This window comes from Exiguobacterium sp. SH31 (assembly GCF_001816105.1).
GTDB classification, from domain to species: domain Bacteria; phylum Bacillota; class Bacilli; order Exiguobacteriales; family Exiguobacteriaceae; genus Exiguobacterium; species Exiguobacterium aurantiacum_A.
The window spans coordinates 1-18738 of the sequence record NZ_LYTG01000065.1; the positions used below are offsets into that span (position 1 = coordinate 1).

19 protein-coding genes are annotated in these 18738 nt (G+C 52.3%); 11 read left to right on the top strand and 8 right to left on the bottom strand.

Features of this window, described 5'->3' with window-relative positions; translation table 11 throughout:
• Positions 1 to 769, bottom strand: a 769-nt coding sequence (locus A6395_RS09400) for an AraC family transcriptional regulator (protein WP_071398820.1), incomplete at its 3' end; no start/stop codon positions are given.
• A gap of 123 nt (positions 770 to 892) precedes the next feature.
• Between A6395_RS09400 and A6395_RS09405 the strand changes: the two genes are divergently transcribed.
• Both A6395_RS09405 and A6395_RS09410 read left to right on the top strand, forming a co-directional pair.
• The gene (locus tag A6395_RS09405) at positions 893 to 2542 is read left to right on the top strand and encodes a glycoside hydrolase family 13 protein (RefSeq protein WP_071398821.1); all 1650 of its coding nucleotides are present in this window, start codon (positions 893 to 895) and stop codon (positions 2540 to 2542) included.
• A 103-nt stretch (positions 2543 to 2645) separates the two neighbouring features.
• Entirely contained in the window at positions 2646 to 3152 is a 507-nt protein-coding gene (locus A6395_RS09410; RefSeq protein WP_071398822.1) for a flavodoxin domain-containing protein, read from the top strand.
• On the opposite strand, the gene A6395_RS09415 is transcribed toward A6395_RS09410, so the two are convergent.
• Positions 3116 to 4714: a glycoside hydrolase family 55 protein gene (locus A6395_RS09415; RefSeq protein WP_071398823.1), complete on the bottom strand. Its 1599-nt coding sequence runs from the start codon at positions 4712 to 4714 to the stop codon at positions 3116 to 3118. The two genes, A6395_RS09410 and A6395_RS09415, sit on opposite strands and share 37 nt — an antisense overlap.
• Before the next feature lie 264 nt (positions 4715 to 4978).
• Between A6395_RS09415 and A6395_RS09420 the strand changes: the two genes are divergently transcribed.
• From A6395_RS09420 to A6395_RS09435, 4 genes are all read left to right on the top strand, one after another.
• On the top strand, positions 4979 to 5179 hold the full coding sequence (locus A6395_RS09420) for a cold-shock protein (RefSeq protein ID WP_016507985.1): 201 nt from the start codon (positions 4979 to 4981) through the stop codon (positions 5177 to 5179).
• A 125-nt stretch (positions 5180 to 5304) separates the two neighbouring features.
• The gene (locus A6395_RS09425; RefSeq protein ID WP_070328358.1) at positions 5305 to 5718 is read left to right on the top strand and encodes a pyridoxamine 5'-phosphate oxidase family protein; all 414 of its coding nucleotides are present in this window, start codon (positions 5305 to 5307) and stop codon (positions 5716 to 5718) included.
• Positions 5719 to 5912: 194 nt separating this feature from the next.
• Entirely contained in the window at positions 5913 to 6416 is a 504-nt protein-coding gene (locus tag A6395_RS09430) for a DoxX family membrane protein (protein ID WP_071398824.1), read from the top strand.
• Between the two features lie 82 nt (positions 6417 to 6498).
• Positions 6499 to 6795 carry a DUF3817 domain-containing protein gene (locus A6395_RS09435; protein WP_021068057.1) on the top strand — a complete coding sequence of 99 codons (297 nt, stop codon included), beginning with the start codon at positions 6499 to 6501 and terminating at the stop codon, positions 6793 to 6795.
• Between the two features lie 25 nt (positions 6796 to 6820).
• On the opposite strand, the gene A6395_RS09440 is transcribed toward A6395_RS09435, so the two are convergent.
• Positions 6821 to 8086, bottom strand: coding sequence for an MFS transporter (locus tag A6395_RS09440; protein WP_071398825.1), 1266 nt, complete (start codon positions 8084 to 8086; stop codon positions 6821 to 6823).
• A gap of 110 nt (positions 8087 to 8196) precedes the next feature.
• On the opposite strand from A6395_RS09440, the gene A6395_RS09445 reads away from it, so the two are divergent.
• Entirely contained in the window at positions 8197 to 9387 is a 1191-nt protein-coding gene (locus tag A6395_RS09445) for a helix-turn-helix domain-containing protein (RefSeq protein ID WP_071398826.1), read from the top strand.
• Positions 9388 to 9391: 4 nt separating this feature from the next.
• Here A6395_RS09445 and A6395_RS09450 read toward each other — a convergent pair whose 3' ends face one another.
• A complete protein-coding gene (locus A6395_RS09450; protein WP_071398827.1) occupies positions 9392 to 10399 on the bottom strand; it encodes a S66 family peptidase in 1008 nt (335 codons plus the stop codon).
• A gap of 64 nt (positions 10400 to 10463) precedes the next feature.
• Positions 10464 to 10790, bottom strand: coding sequence for a winged helix-turn-helix transcriptional regulator (locus tag A6395_RS09455; RefSeq protein ID WP_071398828.1), 327 nt, complete (start codon positions 10788 to 10790; stop codon positions 10464 to 10466).
• 106 nt (positions 10791 to 10896) lie between these two features.
• On the opposite strand from A6395_RS09455, the gene A6395_RS09460 reads away from it, so the two are divergent.
• Complete coding sequence (locus A6395_RS09460) at positions 10897 to 11697, top strand: VOC family protein (RefSeq protein WP_071398829.1); 801 nt, start codon at positions 10897 to 10899, stop codon at positions 11695 to 11697.
• A 12-nt stretch (positions 11698 to 11709) separates the two neighbouring features.
• Here A6395_RS09460 and A6395_RS09465 read toward each other — a convergent pair whose 3' ends face one another.
• A complete protein-coding gene (locus tag A6395_RS09465; protein WP_070328350.1) occupies positions 11710 to 12702 on the bottom strand; it encodes a 5'-3' exonuclease in 993 nt (330 codons plus the stop codon).
• 193 nt (positions 12703 to 12895) lie between these two features.
• Positions 12896 to 14206, bottom strand: a complete 1311-nt coding sequence (locus tag A6395_RS09470) for a hemolysin family protein (protein ID WP_071398830.1) — start codon at positions 14204 to 14206, stop codon at positions 12896 to 12898.
• A 201-nt stretch (positions 14207 to 14407) separates the two neighbouring features.
• Between A6395_RS09470 and A6395_RS09475 the strand changes: the two genes are divergently transcribed.
• Positions 14408 to 15205 carry a glucose 1-dehydrogenase gene (locus A6395_RS09475; RefSeq protein WP_071398831.1) on the top strand — a complete coding sequence of 266 codons (798 nt, stop codon included), beginning with the start codon at positions 14408 to 14410 and terminating at the stop codon, positions 15203 to 15205.
• A 41-nt stretch (positions 15206 to 15246) separates the two neighbouring features.
• On the opposite strand, the gene A6395_RS09480 is transcribed toward A6395_RS09475, so the two are convergent.
• Positions 15247 to 17202, bottom strand: a complete 1956-nt coding sequence (locus tag A6395_RS09480; protein WP_071398832.1) for an ATP-binding protein — start codon at positions 17200 to 17202, stop codon at positions 15247 to 15249.
• Between the two features lie 195 nt (positions 17203 to 17397).
• Here A6395_RS09480 and A6395_RS09485 point away from each other — a divergent pair, with 195 nt between their 5' ends.
• Both A6395_RS09485 and A6395_RS09490 read left to right on the top strand, forming a co-directional pair.
• Positions 17398 to 17718 carry a PadR family transcriptional regulator gene (locus tag A6395_RS09485; protein WP_071398833.1) on the top strand — a complete coding sequence of 107 codons (321 nt, stop codon included), beginning with the start codon at positions 17398 to 17400 and terminating at the stop codon, positions 17716 to 17718.
• Positions 17715 to 18738 (top strand): DUF4097 family beta strand repeat-containing protein (locus tag A6395_RS09490; protein WP_071398834.1); only part of this gene is annotated, 1024 nt, incomplete at its 3' end. The genes A6395_RS09485 and A6395_RS09490, both read left to right, overlap by 4 nt.

Here is an 18738-nt window from a genome sequence, read left to right on the forward strand (position 1 = left end):
CGTTTTTTTGTTGAAGTGTGCGGTAAACCCCTGGTGCGACGCCATATTTCCGTTTGAAAATCCGGTGGAAATAAGGATACGTTCGAAACCCGGACAGCTCGGCGATCCGTTCGAGCGAATGTTGTGTATACCGCATTTGCTCTTCGGCGAGCTGAAGTCGGATCGTGTGCGCGTACTCGATGATCGTCATCCCGGTCACTTCCTTAAAGAGATGCACGGTCCGCGATACGCTCAAGTCGACGGCAGCGGCGACGTCGGCAATTTTGAAGTCGGCGGTGACGTTTCCTTCTATATAACGCATCATGCGAGACACGACCGGGGGACGTACATTCGTCCGGACGTCTCGCATCGACCGGTCGAGCATGAGCAGAAGCGCCTCAATCAACTTCTCGATCAACGCAGTGCTCTGTTCATCGGTCGGTCGTCGTGCCTCTTCCGTGACGTGTTGCCAAAGCGACAGGAGGCGAGGGTCAATCGAGATCGTGGTGAGCCGTGAGCGGGTAGTCGTCGACCACCAGGTGTCGAGCGTCGGACCAGCGCAGAACAAATGATAGTCGCCACTCGCCGGGGTATCGATATTCAACTCATAGTAGTCACCCGGTTTGACGAGCAACAGATCGCCGGGGTACGCGACGTATGTCTCCCCGTTGACGAGGATTCGGGCCGACCCTTCAGTCTGCAAGCGGATCAAGTACGTGTCCAACCGGTTGGCGAACGGAAAAGTATATGCTGCTGTGTGATACGAATAGCCACAAAAGCCGATTTCCATCGAATTACTCCTTTATAATAGCAAGATTGTGCATATTTTAATCATATCATGGATAGGCACAGGCGGCGGGACAAGGTACGATGATGACGTCAGATCTGAACCGATGATGAGGAGGAGACTTTTATGAAACAATGGTGGAAAGAAGCGGTCGTCTATCAGATTTATCCGCGCAGCTTTAACGACTCGAACGGGGACGGAATCGGGGACATCCCGGGCATCACGGAAAAGATGTCCTATTTGGCTGAACTCGGGATCGACGTCATCTGGTTGTCACCGGTGTACGATTCGCCGAACGATGACAACGGCTATGACATCCGCGACTACCGTGCGATTATGGATGAGTTCGGGACGATGGACGATTTCGATGCGATGCTCGAAGAGGCGCACCGTCACGGCATCAAGATCATGATGGACCTCGTCGTCAACCATTCTTCCGATGAGCACCAATGGTTCATGGAGTCTCGGTCTTCGAAAGACAGCCCGTACCGCGACTACTACATTTGGAAAAAAGGCGAGAACGGTCAGCCACCGACGAACTGGGGCGCGTTCTTTGGCGGCAGCGCGTGGGCGTACGATGAAGCGAGCGACGAATATTATCTGCACTTGTTCAGTAAGAAACAGCCCGACTTGAACTGGGAGTCGGAGACGCTGCGCCGCGAAGTGTACGATTTGATGGCTTACTGGCTCGACAAAGGCGTCGACGGTTTCCGGATGGACGTCATCAATATGATCTCGAAAGACCAAAGCTATCCGGACGGGAAGACGCGCGGGACGGGCTACGGAGACGGAACGCCGTTCTTCTTCAACGGGCCGCGCATCCATGAGTTCATGCAAGAGATGAATCGTGAAGTGTTGTCGAAGTACGATACGATCACGGTCGGGGAGATGCCGGGTGTCAGCGTCGACGAGGCGAAGCTATACACCGGTGAAGACCGTGACGAGCTCAACATGGTGTTCCATTTCGAGCACGTCGACGTCGGCAACGGCAGCTTTGGGAAGTGGAATCCGACTGACTGGAAGCTGACGGAGTTGAAGACGATCTTCTCGCGTTGGCAAGAAGGACTCGAGGAAGAGGGCTGGAACAGCCTATATTGGAGCAACCACGACCAACCGCGGGCGATCTCGCGATTCGGCAACGATTCGGATGAGTACCGGGTCGTCTCTGGCAAGATGCTTGCGACACTCCTGCACATGTTGAAAGGGACGCCGTACATTTATCAAGGCGAAGAGTTCGGCATGACGAACGTCGCGTTCGACTCGATCGACAAGTACCGTGACATCGAGACGCTCAACGCGTATCGCGATTACACATCGAACGATTTGTTGACGCACGAGGAGATCTTCCGCGGCATCCACGCCCGAGGACGCGACAATTCGCGGACGCCGGTCCAGTGGTCGGCTGACGCGCAAGGTGGGTTCACGACCGGTACGCCATGGATCGACGTCAACCCGAACTACGTCGACGTGAACGCGGAAGCGGCACGACTTGATCCGAATTCACTCTTCCATTACTACCGTCAGTTGATCAAGCTGCGGAAACAGAACCCGGTCGTCGTCTACGGGAAGTATGAGCTGTTGCTTCCGGAAGACGAAGCCGTCTACGCGTTCACGCGGACGCTCGAAGGAGAGACGTGGCTCGTGATGTGCAACTTCTCTGCTGAAACACAAGAACGGACGTTGCCGTATGACGTCAAAGACCGTGTCATCGGCAATATGGAGCCGATCGAACCGTTCACGCTTCGTCCGTACGAGGCACAAGTGTACAAACTATGACAAAAAACTCGCCCAAGCGGCGAGTTTTTTTCAAGCGTATAGTATTCTCCAAACCATTCGGGAATAGGAAGAGTAGACTCTGACTTAATAAGGGGGAAACGAGATGAAGACGTTGATTGCGTATACGTCACGATATGGTACGAGCGAGAAAGTCGCCCATCTTTTGGCCGCACGGTTGTCCGGAAACGTCCACGTTCAAAACTTGGTCGATGAGCCAGACGTCGATTGGGCAACGGTCGACCACGTCATCGTCGGGGGATCGATCCGGATGGGGAAAGTTCAAGACGAGCTGACCGACTGGTTGAAGCAAAACGAAGTCCAATTGCTCGAACGTCCGCTCGGATTGTACTTGTGCGCCGGCACGCCGACCGTTGCGGAGCGGCAACGTGAGCTCGAAGGCGCGTACGGGGAACATTTACGAGCACACGCCTACTTCGTCGAAGTTGTCGGCAGCGGCTATGACTTTGAGCGGATGGGCTTCCTCGACAAAGCCATCGTCCGGATGATGGCCAAACAGACGGTCAGTTCGCTCAATTTGGACGAAGCCCGGTTGAATGAGCTCGTCGAGTCGGCTCAAGCGTCACTTCGCACCCGATTTGAGAAACCATAAGCGAATAAGTCGTGCGCTTCGACCGGGCTACTCGTGGAGATGAGGACATCTCCACTTTTTTGTTCGCCTTCGATGTGTTTTAGCACGACGTTAGCGAGCTGTCCGCCGATCTTAACTGAGATCGGGGCCGAATTCCGGCACGTGACATCTTCGATTGTGACGTGATCGGTCCGATTGTCGCCGCCGAAAAGTTCGATGTCGGCACGGCTGGAAACGAACCCGCTTGTGGCAATTCGTTTTAATTGAACGTTCCGAGACTTATACTGGACGGCGAGCGCTGGATGTCCTGTATAATCATAGGACGGGTCACCGATAGCCGTAAAGCCATGGATCAATACGTCTTGGTACGCCGATATGACGAGGCTACGGGGCGACGACTTGGCGTATAGCTTCGAGCGTACCGGTTCAATCGATAGTAAATTCGTCCCTGAGATGAACCGCGCCGTCTTCGACTCGGGATCGTCGGCCAAGTGGTGCCCGATGTGGCGAAAGTTGAAGGACCGGTTATCACGATACGAGACGTGCCCAAAAATATGAACGTCATGGGCGGCCGAGGACGTACCGTGGGCTTTCACCTCGACGCCTCCAAAACAACCTTCCGTCATATTGTTGACGAGCACGACGTGACGCGAACCGTCATCGATCTCGATGCCGTTTGAATTGGAGAAGCCGTGGGCGTGCGTACGTCCGTGCGGGTGATGACAATAGCAGTTCGTGATGTAGATGGCGTCGCTATGATGCGTCGTGATGCCGTCGTCCCCATAGTTCGTCGCCTCGCAGCGGTCGAGCCAAATGTAGCGGCTGCCTTTTTTGGCACGCAACCCGTCCCCGAGGTAATGGTAGTGAGGGGCGGTGATATCGAACGCGTGCAGCCCGGCACCTTTGGCGGTGACGTGATGGACCCAGGCGAATTTGACGTGGGCGAACGTCAATGCGCTCGAAGCCGTGTCTCCACTCGACGTCCGATCGACGTCGCCAAGGCGCTCGACGTTCCAGTCGAGCGTCAGATGGGCGACCTCAATGTGATGATTCCCATAAAACGGTGTCGCATTTCGCAGCAGACGGCGATGCTTCGGTGTACCGTCGGCCAAGCGTAATACCGTGTCCTGTTGTCCCGCACCTTCGAGCACGCAGTTCGAGGGGATCCGGACGCCACGGACGATATAGACACCGGCCGGCACGTGGACGTGGCGGTTCGACCGAAGCGCGAGCCGGAATGCGAGCGTGCAGTCCGTCTTGCCGTCCCCGACGGCCCCGTAATCGGTCACGTCGACGTGATGGCGTGTCGTCTGCAGTAAATTCAAATGTTCCGCGTCGAGACGACGCATCCAGACGGGCCGGATGAGATCGTCGACGACCTCGAGCGGGAGTGCACTCGTCACCGGTGTAATTCGTTCCGTCATCGGCAAGTGGGAGCGGTACGACTTGGATTGGTCAGGATAATGATCGTGTCGCGTCGCTTGATGCCAAGCGAGCGTCTCCGTCAATAGCTCATCTGTCGACCAGGCCGCGTGACGGGCGATGGTGGCAGCGATATGCGTGCGGTCAATTTGATTCATCATATGAGTCGTCCTCCTAACGTTCACTACATGTGATGTACCCGTTTTGAAATTATTTTTAGCAAACCGAAGTATTTAGTAGACAGAAGCATTTATCCATGGTATATTACATATGTGCTTAATTAAGAATAGCTGGAAACATAATTCACAATCGCTTGGGATTATTTTTCATGAAAGATAATCCAACAAGTTTTGTGCTTTTTTTGGTCAGTTTTTTCTAGTAAGGCACTACTAGAACGCACAGCGTTTATTTCAGGAGGGTTCATTATGAACACAGGTAAAGTAAAATGGTTTAACTCAGAAAAAGGTTACGGCTTCATCGAAATGGAAGGCGGAGACGACGTATTCGTACACTTCTCAGCAATCCAAGGCGACGGCTTCAAGACACTTGAAGAAGGCCAAGCAGTAACTTTCGAAATCACTGACGGAGCTCGTGGCCCACAAGCTTCTAACGTTGAAAAAATCTAATCTTCCTTTCCAAGGAATTTTATAACCTGCTCGCTTCGGCGAGCAGGTTTTTTCGTGTCTTCGTGTTTAATCAAATGCCGCAAGGGAATGATTATACGAGTGACTATGATAAGGGGGCTTTTTAAATGGATGCTAAAACAACGGCACAACAAATTCTAGATGCAAGCAACGTGGGAACGATGGCCACGGTATATAAAGGGAAGCCGCACAGCCGATACATGACGTTTTTCCATGACGGTCTGACACTCTATACGGCAACCTCGAAAGATACGGATAAAGTCGATGAGTTGAAGAACAATCCGTATACGCACGTCTTGATCGGCTACGACGGGGACGGGGTCGGCGACACGTATCTAGAGATTTTAGGAGAGACGTCGGTGTCTGATGACGAGTCGATGAAAGAAAAAGTGTGGAACGAAAAACTTGAGGGCTGGTTCGACGGCCCGGACGATCCAAAACTCGTCATTTTAAAAATCTCACCGCAATCGATGCGTGTGATGAATAAAAAAGGCCAACCGCCACAACAAGTTGATCTTTAAATCAGTGGAAGCAATGTCTCGAGCAGACGTTGCTTTTTTTGGTGCAATTTCCAAAAAGTGACTGACCTGTGACACACATATGAACGAAACGTGAACTATTGTCTCAAGCTATGTGAAAACATGAACATGGGTGATATATTGTGAATGTAATCACATATAAGCAATCATTCACCCATTCAAAAGGAGGAATTATCATGTTCACAAAGTTTTGGCAAAACCACAATATCGCAACCGGCATCTTGACGGTGTTACGGATCTGGCTCGGCTATCAATGGCTCACAGCCGGATGGGGTAAAATCACAGGCGGGTTCGGATCAGAAGGCTTTCTGAATAATGCGCTCACGCTTGCGACGGGAGATCACCCGGCGGTCGCCGGCTGGTGGGCAACATTCCTTGAAAACTTCGCGATCCCAAACGCAGCACTTTTCGATATCTTAATTCCATACGGTGAATTCTTGGTTGGTCTCGGTCTCTTGCTTGGTGCCCTCACACGCAGTGCGGCTTTCTTCGGACTCGTCATGAACATGGCATTCTTATTGTCAGGAACGGTCAGCACGAACCCGACGATGTTGATCGTATCGGTCTTGATTCTCGTCGCGGGCTACAACGCAGGCAAAATCGGCGTCGACGGTTTGTTCCTTCGCCGCTTCGTCGAAACAAAAATTTCGCATCGTTCACCAAATCGTCAAATAGCCTAACGACTTTCTAACGTTCTCCTGTGACAAACTTCACCTCTATCGGCTACGATGAACGTAGCATCGATTAAAAAGGAGAACGGATATGAACGCAACTCGATTCAAATGGCTCGGTTATACAGAGGGGATGTCATTCCTGCTCTTATTGTTGATCGCAATGCCGCTCAAGTATTTGGCTGGCATGCCGCTAGCCGTCAGCATCGTCGGTGCGGCCCATGGTTTCCTGTTCGTCGCTTACGTGGCGGCAGCGGTTTACATGGCGTGGCGCTTCAACTGGGGCTTCAAAGTGTTAGTCCTCGCGGTCATGGCTTCGGTCATCCCGTTCGGACCGTTCTTGTTAGAGAAACGAGTCCTTCCATCAACAGAGAAGACATCGAACTGAAAAACGTTCGATGTCTTTTTTTCGTTCATTGACGCGTCGGCGCGCTTTCGACTTCAGCCAGTACCGTCGCTTTTTCAACCGCGATATCGTGACGGATGCGATGCATCGCGAACAGCGTGATCGAAAGCAGGCATACCATGCAAATTGTATAAAGTGACGTGACCGACATCCATTCGCTCAATAACCCGAACGACACGAAACCGAGCGGGGTGATCCCCATGGCGAGTGATTCGAGGACACCCATGACACGACCGAGGTAGCTTGGTTCCGTGTTCGTCTGCAAAAACAGTTGGATGGGAATATTGACGCGGATGATGAAGAAACCGCTCAACAAAGCGAATCCGGTGAGGAAGACGATGGCGGGTGTGACCGAGAAGTCAAAATAGAGCGGAACGGCCGGGCCGATAAAGAGGCAACTCATGACGATAAGCGATGTGCGGACCGTCGCTAGACGATACTTGATCTTAAAGAACGGCAGCGCGTGGGCAAGAGAGGCGACTAAAAATCCGACTGCGAACATACTTTCTAAAAAGCCGAACTGGAGCGGGCTGACCCCGATCTGTTGCAAGGCGGCAATCGGGAACAGTACTTCCGAAGCCACGAAGAAGAAGTTGAGGAACGCCGCAAGAATCGTCAGCGTCCATAGCACGCGTTGGCGTTTCAAATAGCGGAAACCGGAGCGGACGTCGTCCCACGTCGATTGATCGGTGGAAGCATGTTCATACGCTTGGAATGTGAGACGTGAGGCGAACAGGGCGGCAATGAGGAACAAGAGGGATGAGCTGAACAAGAACGCTGAAATCGGTAATAGCTTGAACAGCGCCCCGGCTAAAAGTGGCGTACCAATACTTGAGACGGAAATGATACTTTGGATGAGCGAATTGGCGCGTTGAAGCCCGTCTTCGTCGAACAGGAGTGGAATCGAACTCGTCAACGTGACAGACAAGAAAGTGGAGACGATAGAAAGCAGACATGTAATAATCAAGAAAGCAGGAACGCCGAACGTCCAAATGAGGCTCGCGGCCCCGGCCAAGAAGAACAACAGCCCGTTGAGCGATTCCATCGTGATGATGACGCGTTTTCGGTTCAATTTGTCAGCATATGCACCGGCAAACGGTGATAATAGAACACGAGGCAACGTCCCGGCCAGTAAGACGAGGGCGAACTGGAGCCCGGAACCGGAAGTTGTCAGCACCGTCAATCCGGCGACGAACGTGAATAGACTGGAAGCGAATAACGACATGAATTTCCCGAGCAACAACACGTACAAGTTCGAGGTAGAAGTAGTCATACATAGTCTCCTTTGTAATTAAGTTCAATATGATTTAACATCATAATAGATGACAAAGGAAGATTTGTAAACAATAAGTTCAATTAAATTTAACTTTTAAGAGGTGCTCTATGATTGGACAGCGAATTAAAGCGTTACGAAAAGAAAAAAAGTTGACGCAAAGTCAACTCGCCGACGGCATCATCACGAAATCGATGCTCAGTATGATTGAGAACGGGAAAGCCGAAACGTCGATGCGCAGTCTGCGCGAGATTGCCAAGCGGTTGGACGTGTCGGTGCAGTCGTTACTTGTCGATCCTCGCGAGGTGGAGCTGCAAGCGCTCGTCGAAGACATCGAATACGCCCAATTGAGCCTTAATCCATGGGACGAGGAAGCTACCAAGCAGGCGCTATCCCCATATTTGACGACAGAGATGAACTCGGTGTGGCAAGGGAAGGCATACGTCATTATGGGAGATAACTTAAAACATGGCGATAAGCGCAGTGAACTGTTAACTTATTATGAGCGAGCAATCAATTTGTTCGAACGGCTCGATGAAAAAGATGAGCTGGCGATGGCACTCATCGGGAAAGCTTACTACTACATTTTGTGGAATCAGTTTGAGGAAGCGAGCGAACAGTTTGATCGATTGGAATTGTTAGACGTGCGAAACATGTCGTCACGAACTCGGATTGAATATGCGATGCTTCTCGTCATGAAAGAAATGACGTATGAAGGGAATCTATCTGGGGCCATCCATCATCTAGATTCTGCCCTTAAACACATGCATCAGACGAGAACGTATTATCGAGCCGACGATGTGAATCGGACGATTGCATTATGTGCTCTTTACCTGAAAGACGAACAACGGATCAATGAGGCGTTTGTGAAAGCAAGGCAGTACATTCAGTTCACGGACGAACACGTGGCCAAAGTGCGTCTCGCTTTGTCAGAGGCACTTTATGCCATCCACTACGGCCGCGTCGAGCAGCTCGGGCAACAGATTAAGGAAATGGAGCGACTATTGGGTGATGATTACTCGTTCATCGCCGCGATCGAGATGTCACAAGGAGTCTATTATGCGATGAAAGGTGAGATGGAACTCGGAGATATGGCTTTCAAGCGGCTATGGGAAGGGATGGACGGTTGGAAGACACATAGCTTGATCGATCAGGCCGTCTATTTTGAAGGGGTGCTGATTGGTGCGAGTTACGGGTGTGGGCTCGAATTAGTGCCTTCAATCGAAGGATCTGTTCAAAGGTTTCCCGAAGGATTTTATCGGACACATTTGACCGAATTGCTACAAAAAATCAAGGGCTGAATCCTCAGCCCTTGAACGTTTGAATGAGCGTGCCTTTCCCGTCCTCGACTTGAATCGAGGCATGGGCACCGTTAATGAGTGTCAGTTGTGGTGGCACGTGCCCGCAGTCGATGTCATAAATGATGGGAACGTTGAGTAGTTCCTGTAGTTCAGCGTAGACGTCTTCTGCCGTATAACCTTGTACCGGTGGTTGGGCATCGCTGCGACCGAACAAGATGCCTGTCGTATGATCAAACCAACCGGCCCACTTCATTTGAAGCAGGGTCCGTTTGAGTGCCGGTACATCCATCTCGGCGTTCTCGAAATACCAAAGAATCGGTTCATCGTTCAAATGAGTCTGTTGGAACTGAGCGACGTCACCGTAAGGCGTCCCAATCGTATGCAAGAGGACGTCGATACAACCGCCGAGCAGACGACCGGTCGCTTCCATCCCACCGAGTGATTTCCATACGGTCGGCTCGGTCAAATGGTAGACGCATGGACTCGGATTACCGTGCTGCCATTCTTTTTGAAATTGCTCTGAAGACAGTTGAATGACGGTCTCGCCGTGTTTCGTCGATAAGACGTCGAGCCAACGCGAACTCGTCGCATCCCACGATTCCCCGCGCAGATCGACAAGGTTCGTCCCGTGAGCCGAGGCGATGCCGGTCTTGAGCGTGTAGACGAATAAAAATAAGCTGACGTCAGAGTAGCCGAGCATCCACTTCGCTGGGAGCGTGTCCCAAGCGATTTTATCGAGTAGCTCGAGCAACAAGACGCCGCCCCATGGCGGGATGATCAAATCGACGTCCTCATCGTGGAACAGTCGCGTCATCTCTTCGGCACGTACTGCGGCCGGCGCCGATTTTGCTTTATGTTGTGTCCAAACAGACGGTTCAAATTGAAGCGTGAAGCCGTGGCGTGCGAACGTCGTCTCAGCTTCGTGAAGTAAACTATGACGCGCGGCTGGTACGCCGGACGAAGGGGCGGTGACGCCGACGTGGCGGCCGGTGAGCTGTGGATAACGAATCATGAGATCCTCCTGTGGATAAGTGATGGGCGGTAATACGGAAATGAGTTATCCACATGTGGACAATTTATTTTTGTTGCATGCGCGCAGCGTGCTTCATGCCCCAAGCGTTCATCGTCTCGAGTACCGGGATAAGCGTCTTGCCGTACTCGCTCAACTGATAGTCGACGCGCGGCGGGACTTCCGGATAGACGGTACGGATGATGATATCTTGCTCTTCTAAGTCACGCAACTGGGCTGTCAAAATCTTTTGGCTAATATTCGGGAGCGAGCGTTTCAGTTCACTGAACCGGAGCGTCCCCCCGTTGATGAGCGCGAGTAAAATCGATGGTTTCCATTTACCGGTGATCAGTTCGAGTGCGGTATCGACTTCACAGCTTGAGATCATCGTCATGAGTCTCGCTCCTCTCTAAGTATCCTTTCGGTAACTATACCACCTTTTTGTGCCGTCTTCTGCAAACGGGACACGGCATGTATAGTAAAGAGAGAGGTGAGAAAACATGAAATTAACCAATATCCAACTCGGACCGGTCACGCTCCGGGTCAGTGAATTAGAAAACATGAAACAGTTTTACGAACAAGTCATTGGAATGGACGTACTCGAAGTCGGTATCGACCGCGTCACGCTCGGTGCGCCGAATACGCCGCTCGTCATCTTGCATGAAGTCAAAGGTGTGCGTCCGAACCGAAAGGCGGCCGGCTTGTTCCACATGGCAATCTTGCTGCCGGACCGCGTCGAACTCGGACGCATTCTCCGTCATTTGATCGAGCGACGGATTGAAGTCGGTCAAGGCGACCATTTGGTCAGTGAGGCGTTTTATTTGAACGATCCGGAAGGGAACGGCATCGAGCTGTATGCTGATCGGCCACGTGAGAAGTGGGAATATGAAGCGAACGGTCACGTGAAGATGTCGACCGATCCGGTTGAGTACGAATCGATGCTCGAGGCGGCAGCGGACCGTCCGTTCACAGGTCTTCCTGTCGGGACGACGATGGGACACGTTCACTTTAAGGTATGTTCCCTCGAAGCGGCGAAATTATTCTATCAACATCGACTCGGGTTTACCGTCACGACCGATTCATACCCGGGTGCACTGTTCCTCGCGGCCGACGGGTATCATCATCACATCGGTGCGAACGTCTGGGCCCGTCCGACTGAACCGATGAACGACGAGGCGGGACTTGAAGCATGGACGCTTTTTGTCGACGCTTCGACGAACCACGAACTTGGAGGGACGACGTCGGAATGGTCGCTCACCGACGACGATGGGATTACGGTCAATATAAAAAGCGTGGACTAATGTCCGCGCTTTTTAACGTGCTGAAATTTTCTTTTGACTCGAATCAAATGAGAGGCGAATGCCGCGCTTTTGATACGCTTGTTCGACCCGTTTTGAATTGATGCTGAGCTCAAGATGAGCCAGTTTCAAATGTTCAAGTTCTGGCACCGTGACATCGAGACGGACGAGCTCCATGTTGCGCTCGGCTTTTTTGCGTGTACGTCTCAAGTTACGGGGCACTTCCTCTGACGTCAGTGCCGCGATCGTTTCATTGATCAGTTGTCGTTTATCGCCTTTGACGCTAAGCGCCGTGTAAAGCTTATCGAGCGAACCGAAGCGTTTAATCAACTGTACCGATTGACTTTCGTCAAGGCCGGCTACAGGTGGGATACCGTCTGAACGGTCTCCCGTCAACGCTTTGACCGCTGAGAGCTGTTTCGGCTTCAATCCTTCGTACAACGCTGCAATCTCCTCAGGACGAATCTCGAGATGTCGCTTGAGTGGGAGCGGGCGGTTGTCTTGGATATCACAACGAGCTTGCATTTGCTGAAGCTCCTGTGTTTGAAGCCATACTGTGATACGTGGGCTCACGAGCTGAAGCAAGTCTTTATCCTTCGTCATGATGACGACAGGCGCGCTGCAGCTGAACTTCCGAGCGATGTGGGCAATCAAATCTTCTCCCTCATAGCCTTCGACTTGATATTGCGGGATTCCGCTCTCTTCAAGCAATTGGCGCATGAGTTCCATTTGAGCCTTCAACTCGGGTGGTGTCTGGCGACGGCGGCGTTTATAGCCAGGATAAAGCTCGCGACGCCACAATGTTTCACGTGAGACGTCCCATACGACGACAAAATGAGACGGACGATGTCTGCGTAGAATCGTCCGGATGAGGCCGGTCATACCGATGACGGCACTCCGATCGTTTTTAGATACCTCGCGTCCTTTTTTCGTTCGGCTCGCGGCGGCACCGTAGTAGGCACTGGCCAGCATGGAGTTTCCGTCAATTAAAAATAGTTTACGTTCCATGCGTAACCTTCTTTCTGTAGTTGTTGGACCGAACATTAATGAACTGTTCGGTGATGTTGTGTCAATGAGTGACACGCACTCAAATTAGCAACATATGTGCAGTATATCACGACAAGCCTTGAAAATATAGCGACAGTTCGAGCGTCAATCGAAAAGCCCTCCCTAATGTTCAAGGGAGGGCGGTCAAAGACACTTAGTCCATTTCGGCTCGAAGCTGGTCTTTATGCGCAAGAATCAAGTCGACGAAGACGATGCGGTGATTGTCGATCTCGCGGACGATCAGTTCGTGCTCACCTGGCAGGACGAAACGTTCGCCGGTGCGTGCATTCGCTTTTTGCGAGAGGACGAAACCACCAATCGTATCGACGTCATCCTCGATCTCAATGCCGAAGCGCTCTTCGATCTCTTGCGTGAGCACGAGACCAGACAAGCGATAATGGCCTGGATTGACTTCAGTGATCTCGGCTTGTTCGTCCCGGTCGAACTCGTCGCGAATCTCACCGACGATTTCTTCAAGGATGTCTTCGATCGTGAGCAGGCCGGCGGTGCCGCCGTACTCATCGATGACGAGACACATCATCGTCCGTGCGTTCTGCATTTTCACCATCGCTTCTTGGAGCGGTGTGAACTCCGTGACGAGCGGTAACTGATGAATGAACGATTCAAGCGGGGCGTCACTCTTGACGAGTTGGGCCGTGAACACCTGTTTGGCGTTAATAAAACCGAGCACGTCATCGCGGTCACCGTCTCGTGTGACCGGATAGCGCGTATATTGATGCTCTTGGACGGTCGCGATAATCGTCTCGATCGAGTCTTCTTCATCGATCGTCACCATATTCATCCGCGGCACCATCGCATCTTTTGCGACACGTTCATCAAACGAGAAGATATTTTGAACGTAAGCGAGTTCGTTCTCGTTGATTTCGCCACTTCGAAAACTCTCCGTCATGATAATTTTGAGTTCTTCTTCCGAGTGCGCCGTCTCTTGTGCCGTCGTCTTGACACCGAACAAGCGGAGCGTGAGCCGGGCCATACTGTTGAGCACCCGGATGAACGGATACAACAGCTTCGTGAAGAAGTAGAGCGGCCGGGCGACGAGCAGCGTCAATTTCTCGGCTTCATGTACGGCGAGCGTCTTCGGGACAAGTTCGCCGATGACGACGTGTAAAAAGGCGATGAGCAAAAAGGCGATTAAGAACGACAGGAATGTTGAAACCGACGGCGAGACGCTTAAGCGGTCGACGAGCGGTTGAATCATTCCTTCGATTTGATCGGCACCGATCCAACCAAGGCCGAGCGCGGCGAGCGTGATGCCGAACTGCGAGGCGGATAGCGAGTCATCGAGGTTCTCGATCACTTTTTTAGCGACGGACGCTCGTGAGTTTCCTTCTAGCACGAGTTGGTCGAGCCGTGCGCTCCGGACTTTGACGATTGAAAATTCGGCCGCCACGAAAAAGGCGGTCATGAAGATGAGAAAGGCGACGATCAATAAACTGAGTAACATGGGACTGTCCAAAAATTCCCCAAAAAATCGGGGATTCACCTCCATAAGAATAAGTTTGTACGTTTTTCAGGCGAGTCCTGAAAACGAATAGTTTGTTTCAGTATAGTAGATTTCCCATAAATATTCAAAAGACAGCCCGAAAGGTTTCATGAAGAGGGGAATACGGGAACTACAAAGCGAGAAGACGAAAGGGGAAACGACATGGCAAACTATCCAGAACTTCAAGGGAAAGTCGCAGTAATCACAGGTAGTTCAAAAGGACTCGGGCGAGCGGTGGCCGAGCGCTACGCGAAAGAAGGCGTCAACGTCGTCTTAAATTACAGAAGCAGTGAAGACGAGATGATGGAAGTCATCCGCGGCATCGAGGCGGCCGGAGGTAAAGCCGTCGCTGTCCAAGGTGACGTCGCCGAAGAAGGGCTCGCTGAGAAGATGATCGAAAAAGCAGTATCTGAATTTGGACAGATGGACATTTTCGTCAACAACGCCGGTGTCCAAGTCGAAGCGAAAACGCACGAGATGGAGCTCGACAACTGGAAGAAAATTATCGATACGAACCTGACCGGGACGTTTCTCGGGGTACGGGCCGCACTCAAGTATTTCGTCGAGCATGACTTGAAAGGGAATATCATCAACATGTCCTCGGTACACGAGGTGATCCCACGCCCGGGCTATACGCATTACGCAGCAAGTAAAGGCGGGGTCAAGATGTTCACGAAGTCGGTCGCGCTCGAATATGCGCCGAATCAGATTCGTGTCAACGCGATCGCTCCTGGTGCGATCGACACACCGATCAACGAAGAGACGATGCAAGATCCAGAAGAGAAGAAAGGGCTCGAAGCGCTCATTCCGACTCATAAGATCGGGCGACCTGAACAGATCGCTGCGGTGGCAGCGTGGCTTGCGTCAGACGAGTCGTCTTACGTCACGGGCACGACCATCTTTGCTGACGGTGGCTTGTCGCTCTATCCGGCATTTGGCCCAGAAAATAAAGTCCAATAACATAAGGGATGACTCGCCCGAGGCGAGTCATCCCTTATTGTTTAGCCGCTCATTTGATCTTCCTCGATATATTTCGGCAAGACGATCGTGAACGTCGATCCGAGACCGACACGTGAGTCGACCCGGATCGTCCCGTCATGCCCTTCGACAATCTCTTTACAGATGGCAAGACCGAGGCCGGTGCCACCGATCTTCCGGCTGGCCGAATTGTCGACGCGATAAAACTTGTCGAACAGTTTCGGGAGCGCTGAAGTCGGGATCCCGATGCCAGAGTCCGTGACGGAAATTTCGACGCCGTCCGACTGGTCATTCGTGACGGACACCGCAACTTTTCCGCCGTTCGGTGAATATTTGATCGCGTTATGAAGCAGGTTCGTGAACAGCTGGTTGAGTCGGTTTCGGTCCCCGTACACGAGGATGTCGTTATCACATTCAAACGATAAGTCGTGGTGTTGACTCGCGCCTTGGTGGACGGCAATCGTTTCTGCCAAAATATCGTACAAGCTTTCGGGCTCGTTTTGATACGTCTGTTTTCCCGACTCCATTCGCTGCACGTCGAGTAAGTTGGAGATCAAATCCTCGAGACGGAGCGTCTCTTTATGAATCATTCCTAAATATTGATCCGTCCGTTCAGCCGGCATCTTCCGGTAGCGCATAAGTTCGGTAAACCCGATGATGCTCGTTAAAGGAGTGCGCAATTCATGAGACACCGTCGCGACGAGTTCCGTCTTCAAGCGGTCGACCTCGGTTTCTTGCGTCACGTCCCGGAAGACGAGCATCGTGCCGTGGCGTGTGCCGCGCAAATGGATTTTTTCCGCGTACATTCGGATGAACCGTTCTTCTTGATTCATCGAGAACGTCACGCTCTCTTCCATCGCTTCGCCGTCGAACGCACGGCGCATGAACGAGAAGAAGGAATCTTTTTGATCGACTTGGAGACCGAGTTCTTCAAGGTCGACGTCAAGCCGATAAAGGTCCGTCTCGTTTTGCTTCGTGATCGCTTGATTGAACATGACGAAGAGCGCCTGGTTGGCGAGTTTCTCATGCGTCGTATGTTCGACATAAATGACGGCGTCACGGATCGAGTGCAAGAGCCGCGCGGTCTTCTCGCGCTCTTCTTCGACTTGATAACGCTGCGACGACAGTGAGGCCGCCATTTGACGGAACGATTCGGTCAGTTGCCCGACCTCGTTTCGGGTCGATGCCAAAACAGGGACGGGTATGACTCGGTCGTCGGTGAGCCGTTCGCTGTTCGTGATCAACTCTTGCAGTTGATCGGTCAACCGTTTTACGTAAGGCCGAGCCGCGATGAAGAGGACGAATAGTACCCCGAGTAGCGACAGAAGCCAAAGTACTTGCGCCCATTTCGTATGGGTGGCGAGCTGTTCACGGAGTTGGTTTTCTTCCGCATTCAATGCGTTGCGGTATTCGGTGAACACCGTCTCCATGTCGACGATGCTCGCGCTCATGTCAGCCGCGCTCTTCGAGTTGATTTGGAATTTCCGATCGGCCTGAGGTTCGGTTTGAGGCGTTACTTTCCCGAGCGTCGGCATTTGCAGGAACGGCTCGGTGACCGTGCCTGCCCGCTTCGCGACGACGTAGCGCTCGAGGCTCGGCATGACGCGTTGTTGATAGGCGGAGAATAACGCACGGGCATCCCCCGCATACGTCTGTTCTTTCGCCGTGACCGCGTTCGTTTCGAACCAGGCGGTCTGTGTTTCGATCAAGTCTTGTTTCTCTTTGACGCGGGCAAGCAATTCCTCGTCGCCGAGGAGGACGTAACCGCGCATCTCATATTGCATGGACTGCCATGTCTCGAAGAGCTCGGTCGCATTCGTGCGACGTTCGCTGACGTGCTCGAGCGATGAAGTCGTCTGTTCGATTCGATTTTCCGTATATACGTATACGGCGAGTGAGGTGAGGAGGATCAGTCCAATGAATAAATAGAAGACGAATAAAAACTGCCTTCCGATCCGCTCGTCAATCCAAGCTTTCATAGGGACCGTTCCTTCCTGGAACTACATACATTCCGGCTGTGACAATTATTTTACTACGAGTGTCGTTCCCCTATTGTACAGATTTGGGCAGAGATATACCACTTATCGAGATGTAATAAACATGCTAGCTAATATTTATTGAACAGTAGTGGTCGATATGCTATTGTTTAATGAACAGTAGAGGAGGCGAATCGATTGAACCCTCAATTTAAAAAAGGGGTCTTAAACTTGTGTGTACTTGCACTCGTCGAGACGAGTGACCGTTACGGTTATGAGCTCGTTCAAGCAATCTCGGCAAGAGTCGTCATCTCGGAAGGGGCGGTCTATCCGCTCCTTCGGCGACTCACGTCGGAAGGCTACTTCACGACGTATTTGAAGGAGTCGGCAGAAGGACCGCCACGGAAGTACTACGCCATCACGGAGCAAGGGAAGATCCATCTAGACGAATTGCGAGCGGAATGGGAATCATTCACGACAGGAGTCAACGAATTGATTAAAAGGGGAGACGACAAATGACAGAAGAACAGTATTTAACTGAACTCGAACGGTTGCTCATGGGGATCAGCATCATCGATCGGGTCGATATTTTGCGGGACGTTGCGGAATACTTTGCGAGCGGGCGACTCGATGGGAAAAGTGACGAAGCGATGGCCGAGGAGCTCGGGACACCAGAAGTGCTCGCCTCAGAACTGCTCGTGTCGGTCGATTCGATCGCGGCGGAGCCGATTGCGCCGCCTGCCATCGTCCAGAGCCCGAACGTGGCGTTTCAACACGTCTCGATTCGCGTTCAAAATGCGCACGTGAACGTTGTACCGTCCGCGGACGGCTATGCCTACGCGACACTAGAAGATGAGACCGAACATGGCGTCAAGATGGACATCGTCAACGACACGCTCGAGGTGCGGATCGAGTCGGAACGCCGCTTCGGACTGTCCGACTTGTTCTCGTGGTTCGGGACGAAAACACCGGTGTTGCATGTCGAGTTGCCGCGTCACACGTATGAATCGGTCCGTCTGAACAATCGGCACGGCTCGAGTGACGTCCGTGAGGTGCGAGCTGCTTTGATCGAGGTCGAGAGCGAGAACGGTCGCATCAACGCGAGTGAGGTCCGGGCCGGTCACGGGACGTTGCGCTCGTCAAACGGGAACGTCTGCCTGACGATGAGCGCGGGCCAAGACTTTGACGTTCAAACATCGAACGGTCGAGCCGAAGTGAGAGATTCTGTCATTGAACGTCTCACTCTTCAATCGTCAAACGGTCGGCTCGACATCGTCGACGTGGACGGCGCAATCGAGGCGAAATCGTCGAACGGACGTATCGATTGTGTGATCGATGCGATTGAACATCCGCTTCGATTGAAGACGACGAACGGAAAAATCGAACTGCGTCTGAAGCAAGAGCCGAGCGACACCGTCATCCGCGCCAAGACGAGAAACGGCCAACTCGACATATTTGGGGAGCGGACGAACGAGCGGACGTTCGGGGACGGTGCGCTTGAAGTCAAACTGACGAGCACGAACGGAAGCATCACCGTCG